Raw genomic sequence first — 18,849 nt, forward strand, 5'->3', positions numbered from 1 at the left:
CGAAGCTCGATTGATGTCGGGCTTCGACTGCATGCATTCCTGATCCTTCGGGGTCGGGAATTTCCGGAGCAATCCGGAACTCCTGTCCGAGATTGTGGGTGGCCAGAGATCGTTGATCGACGGCCTTAATCGAATGACCTGCATGAGACGGGTAAGAACGTAGGATTTCAAAGCGTTTCGGCGCTTTCAAGTTCGGTTCGAGCCTAGTGTGCCTTGTGCCTGGAGCCTTCGGGGTTCAGTGCGGGGGGACAGGATCCTCAACCGCCACTTACGGTCTCTCGTGAGATCGTTTGAGGCAAAGGCAACCCGGTGGGACTTGCAGGATTGCGGTCCTACCAACTGGAGACAGACAGTGGAAAGAGCGGAAAAGCGCGAATTTGTCACGGAGCTGAACGAAGTCTTCAAGGCTTCTGGTTCGGTTGTCGTGGCCCACTATGCTGGTGTCACAGTTGCGCAGATGAACGATTTTCGTTCGAAGATGCGCGCTGCTGGCGGCACCGTCAAAGTCGCGAAGAACCGTCTGGCCAAGATCGCTCTTCAGGGCACGGAGTCGGAAGGGATCGTAGATCTCTTCAAGGGTCAGACGCTCATTGCTTACAGCAATGACCCGATCACGGCTCCCAAGGTCGTCATGGATTTCGCCAAGACCAACGACAAGATCGTTGTTCTCGGTGGCGCCATGGGCACGACCACGCTTAACGCGGAAGGCGTCAAGTCGCTTGCGACCCTGCCTTCGCTGGACGAGCTGCGTGCAAAGCTGCTGGGTATGATTCAGACCCCGGCAACCCGCATCGCTGGCGTTGTTCAGGCACCGGCAGGTCAGCTTGCTCGCGTATTTGCGGCCTATGCAAAGAAGGACGAAGCCGCTTAAGGCGGTTTTTCGCTGTTCAAACCAAAACCTCGTTCGTTTCGAACCGAACATTGATAAGGAACTATGAAAATGGCTGATCTCGCAAAGATCGTTGAAGACCTCTCTGCTCTGACCGTTCTGGAAGCTGCTGAGCTTTCCAAGATGCTCGAAGAAAAGTGGGGCGTTTCTGCCGCTGCTCCGGTAGCAGTTGCTGCTGCTGGCGGTGCTGGTGCTCCGGCTGCTGCCGAAGAAGAAAAGACCGAGTTCGACGTCATCCTCACGGATGCCGGCGCCAACAAGATCAACGTCATCAAGGAAGTCCGCGGCATCACCGGCCTCGGCCTCAAGGAAGCCAAGGACCTCGTCGAAGGCGCTCCGAAGGCTGTCAAGGAAGGCGTTTCCAAGGCTGAAGCCGCTGACCTCAAGAAGAAGCTTGAGGATGCCGGCGCTAAGGTCGACGTCAAGTAATACTGGAATGCGGCGGGGGAGAGACTATCTCTCTCCCGTCCATTTCTTTGGAACTTTTACCCAGGATCCGTGCAAAACGGCTCCTGGGTAATGGGTTCTCAAGAGGATGGTCCCCACCGAACTGCTAGGCAATCCGGCTTAGTTCTTCGGCAAGCGGGACGAGATTGAGAAACCATGTTCGACGGCATATCGGTTGGCCTCCGATAGCCGTCCGTTGCAGGCCCGGATGCAATTTTGAAGGAGCGACGATGGCTCAGCAGACCCTTTCCTTTAATGGTCGCAGGCGCGTACGCAAGTTTTTTGGTAAAATCCCTGAAGTCACGGAAATGCCGAACCTTATCGAGGTTCAGAAGGCTTCCTATGACCAGTTCCTGATGGTTGAAGAGCCCAAGGGCGGCCGTCCGGACGAAGGCCTCAATGCGGTCTTCAAGTCTGTCTTCCCGATCACGGACTTCTCCGGCGCTTCGATGCTGGAATTCGTTTCCTACGAATTCGACCCGCCGAAGTTCGACGTCGAGGAATGCCGCCAGCGCGACCTGACCTACGCAGCGCCGCTCAAGGTGACGCTGCGCCTCATCGTGTTCGATATCGACGAGGATACGGGCGCGAAGTCCATCAAGGACATCAAGGAACAGTCCGTTTACATGGGCGACATGCCGCTCATGACCGACAACGGCACGTTCATCGTCAACGGCACCGAGCGCGTCATCGTTTCGCAGATGCACCGTTCGCCGGGCGTGTTCTTCGATCACGACAAGGGCAAGAGCCATTCCTCCGGCAAGCTGCTCTTTGCTGCCCGCGTCATCCCGTATCGTGGCTCCTGGCTCGATATCGAATTCGACGCCAAGGACATCGTCTTTGCCCGTATCGACCGCCGCCGCAAGATTCCGGTATCTTCGCTGCTGATGGCCCTCGGCATGGACGGCGAAGACATCCTGTCGACCTTCTATTCGAAGTCGAATTACGAGCGTGACGGCGACGGCTGGCGCATTCCTTTCAATGCGGAAACGCTGAAGGGTGCCAAGGCGCTGTCCGATATGGTCGACGCGGATTCCGGTGAAGTCGTCGTCGAGGCCGGCAAGAAGCTGACCCCGCGTCTGCTCCGCCAGCTGACCGAAAAGGGCCTCAAGGCTCTCAAGGCCACCGATGATGACCTCTACGGCAACTATCTGGCCGAAGACATCGTCAACTACTCGACCGGTGAGATCTATCTCGAAGCCGGTGACGAGATCGACGAGAAGACCCTGCCGATCATCCTCGAAGCTGGCTTCGACGAGATCCCGGTTCTCGGCATCGACCACATCAATGTCGGCGCCTACATCCGCAACACGCTTGCGGCTGACAAGAACGAGAACCGTCAGGACGCCCTGTTCGACATCTACCGCGTCATGCGTCCGGGTGAGCCGCCGACCATGGATTCTGCGGAAGCCATGTTCAACTCGCTGTTCTTTGACGCCGAGCGCTACGACCTTTCGGCCGTCGGTCGCGTCAAGATGAACATGCGTCTCGACCTTCAGGTCGAGGACACCGTTCGCGTTCTGCGCAAGGACGACATCCTGGCCGTGGTCAAGATGCTTGTCGAACTGCGTGACGGCAAGGGTGAGATCGACGACATCGACAACCTCGGCAACCGCCGCGTTCGTTCTGTCGGCGAGCTGATGGAAAACCAGTACCGTCTCGGCCTGCTCCGCATGGAGCGTGCGATCAAGGAACGCATGTCGTCGATCGAGATCGACACCGTCATGCCGCAGGATCTGATCAACGCCAAGCCGGCTGCTGCTGCCGTTCGCGAATTCTTCGGCTCCTCGCAGCTGTCGCAGTTCATGGACCAGGTGAACCCGCTTTCGGAAATCACCCACAAGCGCCGTCTTTCGGCTCTTGGCCCGGGTGGTCTGACCCGCGAGCGCGCAGGCTTCGAAGTCCGCGACGTTCATCCGACCCACTACGGCCGTATTTGCCCGATCGAAACGCCGGAAGGCCCGAACATCGGTCTGATCAACTCGCTTGCGACCTTCGCACGCGTCAACAAGTACGGCTTCATTGAGAGCCCGTACCGCAAGATCGTCGACGGCGTCGTCACCAAGGACGTGATCTACCTCTCCGCCATGGAAGAGGCCAAGTATTACGTGGCCCAGGCCAACTCCGAGTTGACGCCGGAAGGCGCTTTCGTTGAAGAGTTCGTGGTTTGCCGTCACTCCGGCGAAGTCATGCTGTCCCCGCGCGACACCATCAACCTGATGGACGTTTCGCCGAAGCAGCTCGTCTCCGTCGCAGCGGCTCTGATCCCGTTCCTGGAAAACGACGACGCCAACCGCGCTCTGATGGGCTCGAACATGCAGCGTCAGGCCGTTCCTCTGGTTCGTGCCGAAGCTCCGTTCGTCGGCACCGGCATGGAACCGGTCGTCGCCCGTGACTCCGGTGCTGCCATCGCCGCCCGTCGTGGCGGCGTGGTCGACCAGGTCGACGCGACCCGTATCGTTATCCGCGCGACGGAAAATCTCGAAGCCGGCCGTTCTGGCGTCGATATCTACCGTCTGCAGAAGTTCCAGCGTTCCAACCAGAACACCTGCGTCAACCAGCGTCCGCTGGTCGCCGTCGGCGACGTTCTGAACAGGGGCGACATCATCGCTGACGGTCCGTCGACCGACCTCGGTGACCTGGCACTCGGCCGCAACGCGCTCGTCGCGTTCATGCCGTGGAACGGCTACAACTACGAAGACTCGATCCTGCTCTCCGAGCGCATCGTGTCGGACGACGTCTTCACGTCCATCCACATCGAGGAATTCGAAGTGGCTGCCCGTGATACGAAGCTTGGTCCGGAAGAAATCACGCGCGACATTCCGAACGTTTCGGAAGAAGCGCTGAAGAACCTCGACGAAGCCGGCATCGTCTACATCGGCGCCGAAGTCCAGCCGGGCGACATCCTCGTCGGCAAGATCACGCCGAAGGGCGAAAGCCCGATGACGCCGGAAGAAAAGCTTCTGCGCGCCATCTTCGGCGAAAAGGCTTCCGACGTTCGCGACACGTCCATGCGCATGCCTCCGGGCACGTTCGGCACGGTCGTCGAAGTCCGCGTCTTCAACCGTCACGGCGTCGAAAAGGACGAGCGTGCGATGGCGATCGAGCGCGAGGAAATCGAACGCCTCGCCAAGGACCGCGACGACGAGCAGGCGATCCTCGACCGTAACGTCTACGGTCGCTTGGTCGACATGCTGCGCGGTCAGATGTCGGTTGCCGGTCCGAAGGGCTTCAAGAAGGGCGTCGAGCTTTCCAACGCCGTCGTCTCCGAATATCCCCGCTCGCAGTGGTGGATGTTCGCCGTCGAGGACGAGAAGGTCCAGGGCGAGATCGAAGCACTTCGCGCTCAGTACGACGAGTCGAAGTCGCTGCTCGAGCACCGCTTCATGGACAAGGTCGAAAAGGTCCAGCGCGGCGACGAAATGCCTCCGGGCGTCATGAAGATGGTCAAGGTCTTCGTTGCTGTGAAGCGCAAGATCCAGCCAGGCGACAAGATGGCCGGCCGTCATGGTAACAAGGGCGTCGTCTCTCGTATCGTTCCGGCCGAAGACATGCCGTTCCTCGAAGACGGTACGCATGTCGACATCGTTCTGAACCCGCTGGGCGTGCCTTCGCGCATGAACGTCGGTCAGATCCTCGAGACGCACCTGGCATGGGCTTGCGCCGGTATGGGCAAGCGCATCGGTCAGATGCTCGAAGAGTACAAGGCCTCGAACGACATCACGGACCTGAAGCGCGAGCTGCGGGAAACCTACGCCAGCTTGGCCAATGACGAAGTCGCAAGCTTCGACGACGAGATCCCTCGTCAAGCTTGCCGAACAGTCCAAGCGTGGCGTGTCGATCGCGACCCCGGTCTTCGACGGTGCACATGAGCCTGACGTCGCTGCGATGCTGACCAAGGCCGGCCTGCATTCGTCGGGTCAGTCGGTCCTGTACGATGGCCGTACCGGTGAAACCTTCGACCGTAAGGTGACCGTCGGCTACATGTACATGATCAAGCTGAACCACCTCGTGGACGACAAGATCCACGCGCGTTCGATCGGTCCGTACTCGCTCGTCACCCAGCAGCCGCTCGGTGGTAAGGCGCAGTTCGGTGGCCAGCGCTTCGGGGAAATGGAAGTCTGGGCTCTGGAAGCCTACGGCGCCGCCTACACCCTGCAGGAAATGCTGACCGTGAAGTCGGACGACGTGGCCGGCCGTACCAAGGTCTACGAAGCGATCGTCCGTGGCGACGACACGTTCGAGGCGGGCATTCCGGAGAGCTTCAACGTTCTCGTCAAGGAAATGCGCTCGCTCGGTCTGTCGGTCGAACTCGAGAACTCCAAGCTCGAGACGCCTGCCGAAGGTCAGCTGCCGGACGCAGCCGAGTAATATTTTGACAACGGCGTGCGTGAGATATCGCGCACGCCATTCCCTCCCCGAACGGGCAATCGGTCGGGAAGGGGAGTTTCGCCGCATTTGGCGTCTATTGTCATTTTAAGGGTTTGGCTCGACAGCCCGGGAATTTGTCGAGACCACGACCCAAGTGAGGGCCTCTGCGCCCCATCAAGGAGACAGGCATGAACCAAGAGGTCATGAACCTTTTCAACCCGACAGTGCCGGCACAGCACTTCGATTCGATCCGGATCTCGATCGCGAGCCCGGAAAAGATCCTGTCGTGGTCCTACGGCGAGATCAAGAAGCCGGAAACCATCAACTACCGTACGTTCAAGCCGGAACGCGACGGTCTCTTCTGCGCGCGCATCTTCGGACCGATCAAGGACTACGAGTGCCTGTGCGGCAAGTACAAGCGCATGAAGTACAAGGGCATCATCTGCGAAAAGTGCGGCGTCGAAGTCACGCTGTCGCGCGTTCGCCGTGAGCGCATGGGCCATATCGAGCTCGCCGCTCCCGTTGCCCACATCTGGTTCCTGAAGTCGCTTCCTTCGCGTATCTCGACGCTGCTCGACATGACGCTGAAGGATGTCGAGCGCGTTCTCTATTTCGAGAACTACATCGTCACCGAACCGGGCCTGACTTCGCTGAAGGAGAACCAGCTCCTCTCCGAAGAAGAATACATGATCGCCATCGACGAGTTCGGTGAAGATCAGTTCACGGCCATGATCGGCGCCGAAGCCATCTATGAGATGCTCGCGTCGATGAACCTCGAAAAGATCGCCGGCGACCTTCGTACCGACCTTGCTGAGACCACTTCGGATCTCAAGCAGAAGAAGCTGATGAAGCGCCTGAAGATCGTTGAGAACTTCATCGAATCCGGCAACCGCCCGGAATGGATGATCATGAAGGTCGTTCCGGTCATTCCGCCGGACCTGCGCCCGCTGGTTCCGCTTGACGGCGGCCGTTTCGCGACGTCCGACCTCAACGATCTTTACCGCCGCGTCATCAACCGTAACAACCGTCTGAAGCGCCTGATCGAACTGCGCGCTCCGGGCATCATCATCCGCAACGAAAAGCGCATGCTGCAGGAATCTGTTGACGCGCTGTTCGACAACGGCCGTCGTGGCCGCGTCATCACCGGCGCCAACAAGCGTCCGCTGAAGTCGCTGTCCGACATGCTCAAGGGCAAGCAGGGCCGCTTCCGCCAGAACCTTCTGGGCAAGCGCGTCGACTATTCCGGCCGTTCGGTCATCGTGACCGGTCCGGAACTGAAGCTTCACCAGTGCGGCCTGCCGAAGAAGATGGCGCTCGAGCTGTTCAAGCCGTTCATCTACGCCCGTCTTGACGCCAAGGGCTTTTCGTCCACCGTCAAGCAGGCCAAGAAGCTGGTTGAAAAGGAAAAGCCGGAAGTCTGGGATATCCTCGACGAGGTCATCCGCGAGCATCCGGTTCTCCTGAACCGCGCACCGACGCTGCACCGCCTGGGCATCCAGGCCTTCGAACCGATCCTGGTTGAAGGCAAGGCCATCCAGCTGCACCCGCTCGTCTGCACGGCCTTCAACGCCGACTTCGACGGTGACCAGATGGCCGTTCACGTGCCGCTGTCGCTCGAAGCACAGCTCGAAGCCCGCGTCCTGATGATGTCGACGAACAACATCCTGCATCCGGCAAACGGTGCACCGATCATCGTTCCGTCGCAGGACATGGTTCTCGGCCTGTACTACCTGTCGATCATGAACGAGAACGAGCCGGGCCAGGGCATGGCTTTTTCGGACATGGGCGAACTGCACCATGCGCTGGAAAACAAGGTCGTCACCCTGCACGCCAAGATCAAGGGTCGCTTCAAGACCATGGATGCCGACGGCAAGTTGGTCTCCAAGATCTATGAAACGACGCCTGGCCGCATGATCATCGGCGAGCTTCTGCCGAAGAACGTCAACGTGCCGTTCGAGACCTGCAACCAGGAAATGACCAAGAAGAACATCTCCAAGATGATCGACACGGTCTACCGTCATTGCGGTCAGAAGGACACGGTGATCTTCTGCGACCGCATCATGCAGCTCGGCTTCACCCACGCCTGCCGCGCCGGCATTTCGTTCGGCAAGGACGACATGATCATCCCGGACACCAAGGAGAAGATCGTTGGTGACACCGAAGCGCTGGTCAAGGAATACGAGCAGCAGTACAACGACGGCCTGATCACTCAGGGCGAGAAGTACAACAAGGTCGTCGACGCCTGGGGTAAGGCTACCGAAAAGGTTGCGGAAGACATGATGGCCCGCATTAAGGCCGTCGAGTTCGACCCGGAAACCGGTCGTCAGAAGCAGATGAACGCGATCTACATGATGTCCCACTCGGGTGCCCGTGGTTCTCCGAACCAGATGCGCCAGCTGGGCGGCATGCGCGGCCTGATGGCGAAGCCGTCGGGTGAAATCATCGAGACCCCGATCATCTCGAACTTCAAGGAAGGCCTGACCGTTAACGAGTACTTCAACTCGACCCACGGTGCCCGTAAGGGTCTGGCAGACACCGCCTTGAAGACGGCTAACTCCGGTTACCTGACCCGTCGTCTCGTCGACGTGGCGCAGGACTGCATCGTCAACCTCGTGGATTGCGGCACCGAAAACGGCCTCACCATGACCGCCATCGTCGATGCCGGTCAGGTCGTTGCCTCGCTCGGCGCTCGTATCCTGGGTCGTACGGCTCTCGACAACATCGATCATCCGGTTTCGGGTGAGCGTATCGTCGACGCCGGCAAGATGATCCTCGAGCCGGATGTCATCGAGATCGAGAAGGCTGGTATCCAGTCGATCCGCATCCGCTCCGCTCTGACCTGCGAAGTTCAGACGGGTGTCTGCTCGGTCTGCTACGGTCGCGACCTTGCTCGCGGTACGCCGGTCAACATGGGTGAAGCCGTTGGCGTCATCGCCGCTCAGTCGATCGGCGAGCCGGGCACGCAGCTCACCATGCGTACCTTCCACTTGGGCGGTACGGCAAACGTGGTCGACCAGTCGTTCCTGGAAGCATCGTACGAAGGCACGATCCAGATCAAGAACCGCAACGTTCTCCGCAACTCGGAAAACGTCCTCGTCGCGATGGGCCGCAACATGGCGGTCACCATTCTCGACGAGCGTGGCGTCGAGCGCTCCTCGCAGCGCGTCGCCTACGGTTCGAAGCTGCATGTCGATGACGGCGACAAGGTTCGTCGCGGTCAGCGCCTGGCGGAGTGGGACCCCTATACCCGCCCGATGATGACGGAAGTCGCCGGTACGGTTCAGTTCGAAGATGTCGTCGACGGCATCTCCGTTTCGGAATCGACCGACGAATCCACCGGCATTACCAAGCGTCAGGTTATTGACTGGCGTTCGACCCCGCGCGGTACGGATCTGAAGCCGGCAATCGTCATCAAGGACGCTTCCGGCGCCGTGATGAAGCTGTCGCGTGGTGGTGAAGCCCGCTTCAACCTCAACGTCGAGGCCATCCTCTCGGTCGAACCGGGTCAGAAGGTTTCCCAGGGCGACGTGCTTGCACGTATCCCGATGGAAAGCGCCAAGACCAAGGACATCACCGGTGGTCTGCCGCGCGTTGCCGAACTGTTCGAAGCTCGTCGTCCGAAGGACCACGCCATCATCGCTGAGATTGATGGTACGATCCGCCTCGGCCGCGACTACAAGAACAAGCGTCGCGTCATGATCGAGCCGGCCGAAGACGGTGTGGAGCCGACCGAATACCTGATCCCGAAGGGCAAGCCCTTCCACCTTCAGGAAGGCGACTACATCGAAAAGGGCGACTACATTCTCGACGGCAATCCTGCGCCGCACGACATCCTGGCGATCAAGGGCGTGGAAGCACTCGCTTCCTACCTCGTGAACGAAATTCAGGAAGTCTATCGTCTGCAGGGCGTTGTCATCAACGACAAGCACATCGAAGTGATTGTTCGTCAGATGCTGCAGAAGGTCGAGATCACCGATGCCGGCGACAGCCAGTATATCGTCGGTGACAATGTCGACCGGATCGAGCTGGAAGACACCAACGACCAGCTCATCGAGGAAGGCAAGAAGCCTGCCTATGGCGAGCCGGTTCTGCTCGGTATCACCAAGGCATCGCTGCAGACGCCGTCCTTCATCTCGGCCGCATCCTTCCAGGAAACCACCAAGGTTCTCACGGAAGCTGCGATCGCCGGCAAGATGGACACGCTGCAGGGTCTCAAGGAGAACGTCATCGTCGGCCGCCTTATCCCGGCCGGCACCGGCGGCACCATGACGCAGATCCGCCGCATCGCCACTTCGCGCGACGACCTCATCCTCGAGGAACGCAAGAAGGGCACCGGCGCATCGTCCGCGACCCCGATGCTGCAGGACATGAACCTGGAGAACACGCCTGCCGAATAAGGCAGGCGAGGGGTATAGCCCCGCATCCGCTGACATCAGAAACGCCCGGATTTATCCGGGCGTTTTTTTGTGCCTGAGCACAACCTCAAGTATTGACCTGTGACAAGGCGCACTATTGGAGGAGTTCTAAGCTTGTTTCCGTTCAAGATGAATGGAGGCTGGAATGAAACGGTTACTCACTTCCGTCGCTGCCTGCGCACTGCTGATAACGGGCGCCTATGCGGCAGATCCCGATCCTGCTCAGTTGAGGGAGCAGGCGCAGGAATTGTTCAAGCCGCTGCCCTCAACGGTTCCCGCGGTTAAGGGCAACAAGATCACCCCCGAAAAGATTGCTCTCGGCAAGGCGCTGTTCTTCGACCCTCGCATGTCTGCGTCCGGGGTCTTTTCCTGCAATTCCTGTCACAACGTGGGGACAGGCGGGGACGACAACCTGGAAACCTCGATCGGTCACGGATGGCAGAAGGGCCCGCGAAATTCCCCGACAGTGTTCAACGCTGTGTTCAACATCGCCCAGTTCTGGGATGGTCGGGCGGAAGATCTGAAGGCGCAGGCGAAAGGCCCGGTCCAGGCCGGTGTCGAAATGGCCAACACGCCCGGCCAGGTCGTCGCGACGCTGAAATCGATGCCGCAATATGTCGAGTGGTTCAAAGCTGCCTTTCCGGACGAAGCTGATCCCGTGAGCTTCGACAATTTCGCCAAGGCGATCGAGGCCTTCGAGGCGACATTGATCACGCCGGCACCCTTCGACGCATTCCTCAATGGTGACGACGAGGCGATGACCGCAGATGCAAAACAGGGGCTGCAAATCTTCATCGATAAGGGCTGCGCATCCTGTCACAACGGCATCAATGTCGGCGGGGAGGGCTACTATCCCTTCGGGCTGATCGAGAAGCCCGGTGCGGACGTTCTTCCGGAAAAAGATAAAGGGCGCTTCGCCGTCACAAATACGGCCGATGACTCTTATGTCTTCAGGGCAGGGCCGCTACGGAATATCGCGCTGACCGCGCCTTACTTCCATTCCGGCAAGGTTTGGGACCTGAGACAGGCGGTGGCGATCATGGGAACATCGCAGCTAGGTGAGGCTCTGGAGGGCAGGGACGTCGACCTGATCGTAGCCTTTTTGGATTCCCTGACGGGCAAGGCACCGGACGTGACCTATCCGATCCTGCCGGCCGAAACCGCCACGACCCCGAAGCCCTCGAGTTCTATCGTTCCGGGCAAATGAGGTCGTGGTAAAGAGAGACCGCGCGAGTTCTGCCCGCGCGGTCACAAGAAGATCAGTCGAAGCGGATGATGGCGACTTCGCCTTCGAGCGCGCCCTGATAGGCGGAAGCGTGAGGCTCCTCCGGCGGTTCTTCCTGCAGCACGCCGATCTGGTCGAGATCGGCTTCGATGAACCCTTCCTCGGTAAGCGCGTTCAGGGCCTCGCGAACAGCCGAATCGTCATCCGGCGCCTGCAGCATGATGTGCAGTTCCACGCCTTCGCCGCCCTTTACCTCGTATCCCTTGCCGATGATGATGAAGATCATCGGGCCGTCGAGGCTATTGTCATTGTCGGCAGGATTTACCATTTATATCTCCGGATGCGGTTCACATACCTTCCCAAGCCACGGGCCTGAGTAAAGTTCCACCTTTCCCTTAGTGCGAATGACCGTGATTCCCAAACATTAATGCTCAGCCGCCCTAAAACTGTTCGGGGAGGGGAGGGTTTACGCCGCCGGGCTTGCAGCGCAGGCCTTGCAGCCATTATTTTCGGGCCAGCCCTTGACGCGCAGGGGTGAAAACAGTAAACGCCCCGCATCGGAAGCGATGTGAGGCTTGCCCGTTTGGAATGACTCGTTCCGGACTTTGGCCTCAAACAAGGTTCCAACGCACGCTGAAGACACGAATGCTGCACGCACGACGCATGAGGAATGCGTCCTCTGCTTTGGGTGGTCCATCCGGAAAGGGATCGGGCCACACTTGGCGCATGAGGAAATGTGCGTGTCGCCGCCGGAAACGGCATCAGATAGCTCCCGAAAGGGGGCTTTGGAAGAAGATTTTGCAAGGGATGGGTACATGCCTACCGTAAACCAGCTGATCCGCAAGCCCCGTCAGGCCCAGGTAAAGCGCAATAAGGTTCCTGCACTGCAGGAAAACCCTCAGAAGCGCGGCGTCTGCACCCGCGTTTACACGACGACCCCGAAGAAGCCGAACTCGGCTCTGCGTAAGGTCGCCAAGATCCGTCTCACCAATGGCTTTGAAGTCATCGGCTACATTCCGGGTGAAGGCCACAACCTGCAGGAACACTCTGTCGTCATGATCCGTGGCGGCCGCGTGAAGGACTTGCCGGGTGTTCGCTACCACATCATCCGCGGCGTTCTCGATACCCAGGGTGTCAAGAACCGTAAGCAGCGCCGTTCGAAGTATGGTGCAAAGCGTCCGAAGTAATCTTCGGGTGCTTTTTAGTTTCAGAAATCCGGCGCTGCGCGAGGTTCTCCGCGTGATAAAGCGCCTAAACCGTTTGAGAGACGAGAAGTATGTCCAGACGCCATAGTGCAGAAAAGCGCGAGATCAATCCGGACCCGAAGTTCGGCGATCTTGTTGTTACGAAGTTCATGAATGCCATCATGCTCCACGGCAAGAAGTCCGTGGCTGAAAGCATTGTTTACGGCGCGTTCGACGTCGTGCAGGGCAAGGCCAAGTCCGAGCCGCTGGCAATCTTCCATTCGGCGCTCGACAATGTCGCGCCGCATGTTGAAGTCCGCTCGCGTCGCGTCGGTGGTGCGACCTATCAGGTTCCGGTTGACGTGCGTCCGGAACGTCGCCAGGCCCTCGCGATCCGTTGGCTGATCGCTGCTGCCCGCAAGCGCAACGAAACCACCATGATCGATCGTCTTTCCGGCGAACTCATGGATGCCGCAAACAACCGTGGCTCGGCTGTCAAGAAGCGTGAAGACACGCACAAGATGGCTGACGCGAACCGCGCATTCTCGCACTACCGTTGGTAATTCTTATCCGATCGAATTTCGAAAGGCAGTCCTATGGCTCGCGAGTATAAAATCGAAGACTACCGAAATTTCGGTATCATGGCGCATATCGACGCCGGCAAGACCACGACCACCGAGCGTATCCTTTATTACACCGGCAAGTCGCACAAGATCGGCGAAGTTCATGACGGCGCTGCCACCATGGACTGGATGGAGCAGGAGCAGGAGCGTGGCATCACGATCACGTCTGCTGCCACCACGACCTTCTGGAAGGGCCGTGACGGCAAGATGCGCCGCTTCAACATCATCGACACCCCCGGCCACGTTGACTTCACCATTGAAGTCGAGCGTTCGCTGCGCGTTCTCGACGGTGCAGTTGCCCTTCTCGACGCCAACGCCGGCGTAGAGCCGCAGACGGAAACCGTCTGGCGTCAGGCTGAGAAGTACAACGTTCCGCGCATGATCTTCTGCAACAAGATGGACAAGACCGGCGCGGACTTCTACCGCTCGGTTGAGATGATCAAGACCCGTCTCGGTGCCACCGCAGTCGTCATGCAGCTCCCGATCGGTGCTGAGTCCGAGTTCAAGGGCGTTGTCGACCTGATCGAGATGAATGCTCTCGTATGGCGTGACGAGTCCCTCGGCGCTGCCTGGGACGTTGTCGAGATCCCGGCCGACCTGAAGGACAAGGCTGAAGAATATCGCGAAAAGCTGATCGAGACCGTTGTCGAGATCGACGAAGAAGCGATGGAAGCCTACCTGAACGGCGACCTGCCGGACAACGACAAGATCCGCGAACTCGTTCGCCGCGGCACCATCGACGTGAAGTTCCACCCGATGTTCTGCGGTACCGCGTTCAAGAACAAGGGCGTGCAGCCGCTTCTCGACGCTGTCGTCGATTACCTGCCGTCGCCTGTCGACATTCCGGCCATCAAGGGCATCGACTTCAAGACCGAAGCCGAAATCGAGCGTCACGCTGACGACGCCGAGCCGCTCTCGATGCTGGCGTTCAAGATCATGAACGACCCCTTCGTCGGTTCGCTGACCTTCGCACGCATCTATTCCGGCAAGCTCGAAAAGGGTTCGTCGGTCATGAACACGGTCAAGGACAAGCGCGAGCGCGTCGGCCGTATGCTGCAGATGCACTCGAACTCCCGTGAAGACATCGAAGAAGCCTTCGCAGGCGACATCGTTGCTCTCGCCGGCCTCAAGGAAACCACCACTGGCGATACGCTCTGCGATCCGCTGAAGCCGGTTATCCTCGAGCGCATGGAATTCCCGGAGCCGGTCATCCAGATCGCGATCGAGCCGAAGTCCAAGGGCGACCAGGAAAAGATGGGCCTCGCGCTCAATCGCCTCGCTGCTGAAGACCCGTCGTTCCGCGTCAAGACCGACCAGGAATCCGGCCAGACGATCATCGCCGGCATGGGCGAACTTCACCTCGACATTCTCGTTGACCGTATGCGTCGCGAGTTCAAGGTTGAAGCCAACGTCGGTGCTCCGCAGGTTGCCTACCGCGAAACCATCACGAAGCTTCACGAAGAAGACTACACGCACAAGAAGCAGTCCGGTGGTACCGGTCAGTTCGCGCGCGTCAAGATCATCTTCGAACCGAACCCGGATGGCGAAGACTTCCTGTTCGAATCCAAGATCGTCGGCGGTGCTGTTCCGAAGGAATACATCCCGGGCGTTCAGAAGGGTATCGAAAGCGTTCTGTCTTCCGGTCCGCTGGCTGGCTTCCCGATGCTCGGCGTCAAGGCTACCCTCATCGACGGTGCCTTCCACGACGTCGACTCCTCGGTTCTCGCCTTCGAAATCGCATCGCGTGCCTGCTTCCGTGAAGCAGCCAAGAAGGCTGGCGCACAGCTTCTTGAGCCGATGATGAAGGTTGAAGTCGTAACGCCGGAAGACTATGTCGGCGACGTTATCGGCGACCTGAACTCGCGTCGTGGTCAGATCCAGGGCCAGGAACAGCGCGGCATCGCGATCGTTATCAACGCTCACGTCCCGCTGGCGAACATGTTCAAGTACGTCGACAACCTGCGCTCCATGTCGCAGGGCCGCGCGCAGTACTCGATGACCTTCGATCACTACGCACCGGTTCCGTCGAACGTCGCGACTGAAATCCAGGCGAAGTATTCCGGTCAGAAGTAATCGGAATACCGAACTGATACGCCCCGGTTTCAGGCCGGGGCGACAACAAGAATTTGGGCCCTTTGGGGCTCACACAAGATGGAGAGCCTGCAATGGCAAAGAGCAAGTTTGAGCGCAACAAGCCTCACGTCAACATCGGCACGATTGGTCACGTTGACCACGGCAAGACGTCGTTGACGGCAGCGATCACGAAGTACTTCGGTGAATTCAAGGCGTATGACCAGATCGACGCTGCACCGGAAGAAAAGGCACGCGGCATCACCATTTCGACGGCGCACGTCGAATACGAGACGCCGAACCGCCACTATGCGCACGTTGACTGCCCCGGCCACGCCGACTACGTCAAGAACATGATCACCGGCGCTGCCCAGATGGACGGCGCGATCCTGGTTTGCTCGGCTGCCGACGGCCCGATGCCGCAGACCCGCGAGCACATCCTGCTTGCCCGTCAGGTTGGCGTTCCGGCGATCGTCGTGTTCCTCAACAAGGTCGACCAGGTCGACGACGCCGAGCTTCTCGAGCTCGTCGAGCTGGAAGTTCGCGAACTTCTGTCGTCCTACGACTTCCCGGGCGACGACATTCCGGTCATCAAGGGCTCGGCTCTTGCTGCTCTGGAAGATCTCGGACAAGAAGATCGGCGAAGACGCGATCCGCGAGCTGATGGAAGCTGTCGACTCTTACATCCCGACGCCTGAGCGTCCGATCGACCAGCCGTTCCTGATGCCGATCGAAGACGTGTTCTCGATCTCCGGCCGTGGTACGGTTGTGACCGGCCGCGTCGAGCGTGGCATCGTCAAGGTTGGCGAAGAAGTCGAGATCGTCGGCATCAAGGCAACCTCGAAGACGACGGTTACCGGCGTTGAAATGTTCCGCAAGCTGCTCGACCAGGGCCAGGCCGGCGACAACATCGGTGCACTCGTCCGCGGCGTTGACCGTAACGGCGTCGAGCGTGGCCAGATCCTGTGCAAGCCGGGCTCTGTCAAGCCGCACAAGAAGTTCATGGCTGAAGCCTACATCCTGACGAAGGAAGAAGGCGGCCGTCATACGCCGTTCTTCACCAACTACCGTCCGCAGTTCTACTTCCGCACGACGGACGTGACCGGCATCGTCTCGCTGCCGGAAGGCACGGAAATGGTTATGCCTGGCGACAACGTCACGGTTCAGGTTGAGCTGATCGTTCCGATCGCGATGGAAGAAAAGCTGCGCTTCGCGATCCGCGAAGGCGGCCGTACCGTCGGCGCCGGCATCGTTGCTTCGATCATCGAGTAATGATGGCGAGGCGCGGTGGCGAAAGCTGCCGACGACACTAAGAATCACGGATCGCGCCAGCGCGATCTGCGGCGGCGCCGGCATCGTTGCCTCGATCATCGAGTAATCGATAAGGGCAGGGCGGTATCTCCGGATACCGCCCGCTATATTTTTTAAGCAAGTGGCGTATTGCGACTTGCTTATGACACAAAAACATAGCAAATGGCGCGCAAGCGCGATTTGCGCCTGCTTCGCTATGGTGAAGCAGCGAGTTGCACAAGAATTTAAGGTGGGCCTTCGGGCCTGAAGACTGGAATAGGGTGCCTGCTGGAAGCGGTGCTCTCTTCGATCTTTGAAACCGGTGATCCGCCTTAGGTAAACGAACAACCCGTGCCATCACGTTTGGTATCGGGAGAACAGAAAACAAGGATAACGTCGAATGAACGGCCAAAATATCCGCATTCGCCTTAAGGCATTCGATCACCGTATTCTCGACGCTTCTACGCGCGAGATCGTGTCGACGGCGAAGCGCACCGGAGCAAGTGTCCGGGGCCCCGTTCCGCTTCCGACCCGCATCGAGAAGTTTACGGTTAACCGGTCCCCCCACATCGACAAGAAGAGCCGCGAGCAGTTCGAGATGCGCACGCATAAGCGCCTTCTCGATATCGTTGACCCGACGCCCCAGACGGTGGACGCGCTGATGAAGCTCGACCTCGCCGCAGGTGTTGATGTTGAGATCAAGCTCTAAGACCTGGGTTTCGGCCAGGGTTTTGGACTGAGTGAGAAGGATTGAACCGATGCGTTCGGGTGTAATTGCACAAAAGGTAGGGATGACCCGCGTCTACAACGACGCCGGCGAGCATATCCCGGTAACCGTATTGCGTCTCGACAACTGCCAGGTTGTTGCACACCGCACTGTTGAGAAGAACGGCTATGCTGCTGTTCAGCTCGGTGCAGGCGTTGCCAAGGTGAAGAACACCTCCAAGGCTATGCGTGGCAACTTCGCTGCTGCAAACGTCGAGCCGAAGTCGAAGCTCGTAGAGTTTCGCGTTTCTGAAGACAACATGATCGAAGTCGGCACTGAGCTGAAGGCTGATCATTTCGCAGCCGGTCAGCTGGTCGACGTGACCGGCACCTCGATCGGTAAGGGCTTTGCTGGTGCCATGAAGCGCCACAACTTCGGTGGTCTGCGCGCGACCCACGGTGTTTCCGTGTCGCACCGTTCGCACGGTTCGACTGGTAACAACCAGGATCCGGGCAAGGTCTGGAAGGGCAAGCGCATGGCTGGTCACATGGGCCAGACCCGCGTTACCACCCAGAACCTCGAAGTCGTGTCCACCGATGAAGGCCGCGGCCTGATCCTCGTCAAGGGTGCCGTCCCCGGCTCCAAGGGCGCCTGGATCGTTGTTCGCGACGCCGTCAAGTCGGCTGCGAAGTAAGGGAGCCATTAAGATGGAATTCAACGTCAAGACCCTCGAAGGCAAAGACGCTGGCAAGGTTTCCCTGTCGGACGCGATCTTCGGCCTCGACCCCCGCGAGGACATCCTCGCTCGTATGGTTCGTTACCAGCTCGCCAAGAAGCAGCAGGGCACGCATCAGTCGCTGACCCGCGGTGAAGTTTCCCGCACCGGCGCCAAGATGTACAAGCAGAAGGGTACGGGCCGCGCTCGTCACCATTCGGCTCGCGCTCCGCAGTTCCGTGGTGGTGCCAAGGCTCACGGCCCGGTATCGCGCAGCCACGCGTTCGATCTTCCCAAGAAGGTTCGCGCTCTGGCCCTGCGTCACGCTCTGTCCGCAAAGCTGAAGTCTGAAGACCTGATCGTCATCGACAACCTGGTTGCTTCTGAAGCAAAGACCAAGGCTTTGATCGGTACGTTCGCCTCGCTCGGTCTCACCAACGCCCTCGTCATCGGCGGCGCTGAGCTCGACAACAACTTCAAGCTCGCAGCCCAGAACATCCCGAACATCGATGTTCTGCCGGTTCAGGGCATCAATGTTTACGACATTCTGCGTCGCGGCAAGCTCGTGCTGTCGAAGGCCGCAGTTGAAGCTCTAGAGGAGCGTTTCAAGTGACCGATCTTCGCCACTATGATGTGATCGTATCTCCCTCGATCACCGAAAAGTCGACGCTGGTATCCGAACAGAACCAGGTTGTCTTCAACGTTGCCAAGACTGCTTCCAAGCCTGAAATCAAGGCTGCCGTAGAAGCGCTCTTCGGTGTGAAGGTCACTGCCGTCAATACGCTGGTCCGCAAGGGCAAGGTGAAGCGCTTCCGTGGCTTCATCGGCAAGCAGAAGGACGTCAAGAAGGCTGTCGTCACCCTGGCCGAAGGTCAGACGATCGACGTCTCCACCGGTCTCTGAGGTAAAGAAAA

The 18,849-nt window shown here is 59.0% G+C and carries 12 protein-coding genes and 2 pseudogenes; 13 read left to right on the top strand and 1 reads right to left on the bottom strand.

Going from position 1 to position 18,849, the window contains the following annotated elements:
- The first annotated feature begins 352 nt into the window (after window positions 1-352).
- The 5 genes and pseudogenes from rplJ to N7E02_RS23890 all read left to right on the top strand — a co-directional run bounded on the left by rplJ (window position 353) and on the right by N7E02_RS23890 (window position 11,329).
- Entirely contained in the window at window positions 353-871 is a 519-nt protein-coding gene (gene rplJ / locus N7E02_RS23870) for a 50S ribosomal protein L10 (protein ID WP_286580060.1), read from the top strand.
- A 69-nt stretch (window positions 872-940) separates the two neighbouring features.
- Window positions 941-1,318 carry a 50S ribosomal protein L7/L12 gene (rplL, locus tag N7E02_RS23875; protein WP_286580063.1) on the top strand — a complete coding sequence of 126 codons (378 nt, stop codon included), beginning with the start codon at window positions 941-943 and terminating at the stop codon, window positions 1,316-1,318.
- A 248-nt stretch (window positions 1,319-1,566) separates the two neighbouring features.
- A pseudogene (gene rpoB, locus N7E02_RS23880) lies at window positions 1,567-5,707 on the top strand (DNA-directed RNA polymerase subunit beta).
- Between the two features lie 188 nt (window positions 5,708-5,895).
- Entirely contained in the window at window positions 5,896-10,104 is a 4,209-nt protein-coding gene (gene rpoC / locus N7E02_RS23885; protein WP_286580065.1) for a DNA-directed RNA polymerase subunit beta', read from the top strand.
- Window positions 10,105-10,267: 163 nt separating this feature from the next.
- The gene (locus N7E02_RS23890) at window positions 10,268-11,329 is read left to right on the top strand and encodes a cytochrome-c peroxidase (RefSeq protein ID WP_286580066.1); all 1,062 of its coding nucleotides are present in this window, start codon (window positions 10,268-10,270) and stop codon (window positions 11,327-11,329) included.
- A 52-nt stretch (window positions 11,330-11,381) separates the two neighbouring features.
- Here the strand turns inward: N7E02_RS23890 and N7E02_RS23895 are convergent, their stop codons facing one another.
- Window positions 11,382-11,675, bottom strand: a complete 294-nt coding sequence (locus tag N7E02_RS23895) for a transcriptional regulator (RefSeq protein ID WP_093004517.1) — start codon at window positions 11,673-11,675, stop codon at window positions 11,382-11,384.
- Between the two features lie 487 nt (window positions 11,676-12,162).
- On the opposite strand from N7E02_RS23895, the gene rpsL reads away from it, so the two are divergent.
- From rpsL to N7E02_RS23935, 8 genes and pseudogenes are all read left to right on the top strand, one after another.
- The gene (gene rpsL / locus N7E02_RS23900; RefSeq protein ID WP_003507760.1) at window positions 12,163-12,534 is read left to right on the top strand and encodes a 30S ribosomal protein S12; all 372 of its coding nucleotides are present in this window, start codon (window positions 12,163-12,165) and stop codon (window positions 12,532-12,534) included.
- Between the two features lie 89 nt (window positions 12,535-12,623).
- On the top strand, window positions 12,624-13,094 hold the full coding sequence (gene rpsG / locus N7E02_RS23905; RefSeq protein WP_093004515.1) for a 30S ribosomal protein S7: 471 nt from the start codon (window positions 12,624-12,626) through the stop codon (window positions 13,092-13,094).
- 33 nt (window positions 13,095-13,127) lie between these two features.
- Window positions 13,128-15,227, top strand: a complete 2,100-nt coding sequence (fusA, locus tag N7E02_RS23910; RefSeq protein ID WP_286580072.1) for an elongation factor G — start codon at window positions 13,128-13,130, stop codon at window positions 15,225-15,227.
- Between the two features lie 92 nt (window positions 15,228-15,319).
- Window positions 15,320-16,496, top strand: a pseudogene (tuf, locus tag N7E02_RS23915) (elongation factor Tu).
- A gap of 418 nt (window positions 16,497-16,914) precedes the next feature.
- Complete coding sequence (gene rpsJ, locus N7E02_RS23920) at window positions 16,915-17,223, top strand: 30S ribosomal protein S10 (protein ID WP_003547547.1); 309 nt, start codon at window positions 16,915-16,917, stop codon at window positions 17,221-17,223.
- Between the two features lie 49 nt (window positions 17,224-17,272).
- The gene (rplC, locus tag N7E02_RS23925; RefSeq protein WP_093000483.1) at window positions 17,273-17,914 is read left to right on the top strand and encodes a 50S ribosomal protein L3; all 642 of its coding nucleotides are present in this window, start codon (window positions 17,273-17,275) and stop codon (window positions 17,912-17,914) included.
- A gap of 13 nt (window positions 17,915-17,927) precedes the next feature.
- Entirely contained in the window at window positions 17,928-18,548 is a 621-nt protein-coding gene (rplD, locus tag N7E02_RS23930) for a 50S ribosomal protein L4 (RefSeq protein WP_093000484.1), read from the top strand.
- On the top strand, window positions 18,545-18,838 hold the full coding sequence (locus N7E02_RS23935; protein ID WP_046792692.1) for a 50S ribosomal protein L23: 294 nt from the start codon (window positions 18,545-18,547) through the stop codon (window positions 18,836-18,838). The genes rplD and N7E02_RS23935 overlap by 4 nt, the downstream gene beginning before the upstream one ends.
- Window positions 18,839-18,849: the final 11 nt, after the last annotated feature.

Source organism: Terrirhizobium terrae (genome assembly GCF_030323265.1).
Classification (GTDB): domain Bacteria; phylum Pseudomonadota; class Alphaproteobacteria; order Rhizobiales; family Rhizobiaceae; genus Neorhizobium.

What these genes read in the sequence shown, in the direction of transcription:
- rplL (WP_286580063.1), top strand. Translation starts at nt 941, where the DNA reads ATGGCTGATCTCGCAAAGATCGTTGAAGACCTCTCTGCTCTGACCGTT.
- rpoC (WP_286580065.1), top strand. Translation starts at nt 5,896, where the DNA reads ATGAACCAAGAGGTCATGAACCTTTTCAACCCGACAGTGCCGGCACAG.
- N7E02_RS23890 (WP_286580066.1), top strand. Translation starts at nt 10,268, where the DNA reads ATGAAACGGTTACTCACTTCCGTCGCTGCCTGCGCACTGCTGATAACG.
- N7E02_RS23895 (WP_093004517.1), bottom strand. Translation starts at nt 11,675, where the DNA reads ATGGTAAATCCTGCCGACAATGACAATAGCCTCGACGGCCCGATGATC.
- rpsL (WP_003507760.1), top strand. Translation starts at nt 12,163, where the DNA reads ATGCCTACCGTAAACCAGCTGATCCGCAAGCCCCGTCAGGCCCAGGTA.
- rpsG (WP_093004515.1), top strand. Translation starts at nt 12,624, where the DNA reads ATGTCCAGACGCCATAGTGCAGAAAAGCGCGAGATCAATCCGGACCCG.
- fusA (WP_286580072.1), top strand. Translation starts at nt 13,128, where the DNA reads ATGGCTCGCGAGTATAAAATCGAAGACTACCGAAATTTCGGTATCATG.
- rpsJ (WP_003547547.1), top strand. Translation starts at nt 16,915, where the DNA reads ATGAACGGCCAAAATATCCGCATTCGCCTTAAGGCATTCGATCACCGT.
- rplC (WP_093000483.1), top strand. Translation starts at nt 17,273, where the DNA reads ATGCGTTCGGGTGTAATTGCACAAAAGGTAGGGATGACCCGCGTCTAC.
- rplD (WP_093000484.1), top strand. Translation starts at nt 17,928, where the DNA reads ATGGAATTCAACGTCAAGACCCTCGAAGGCAAAGACGCTGGCAAGGTT.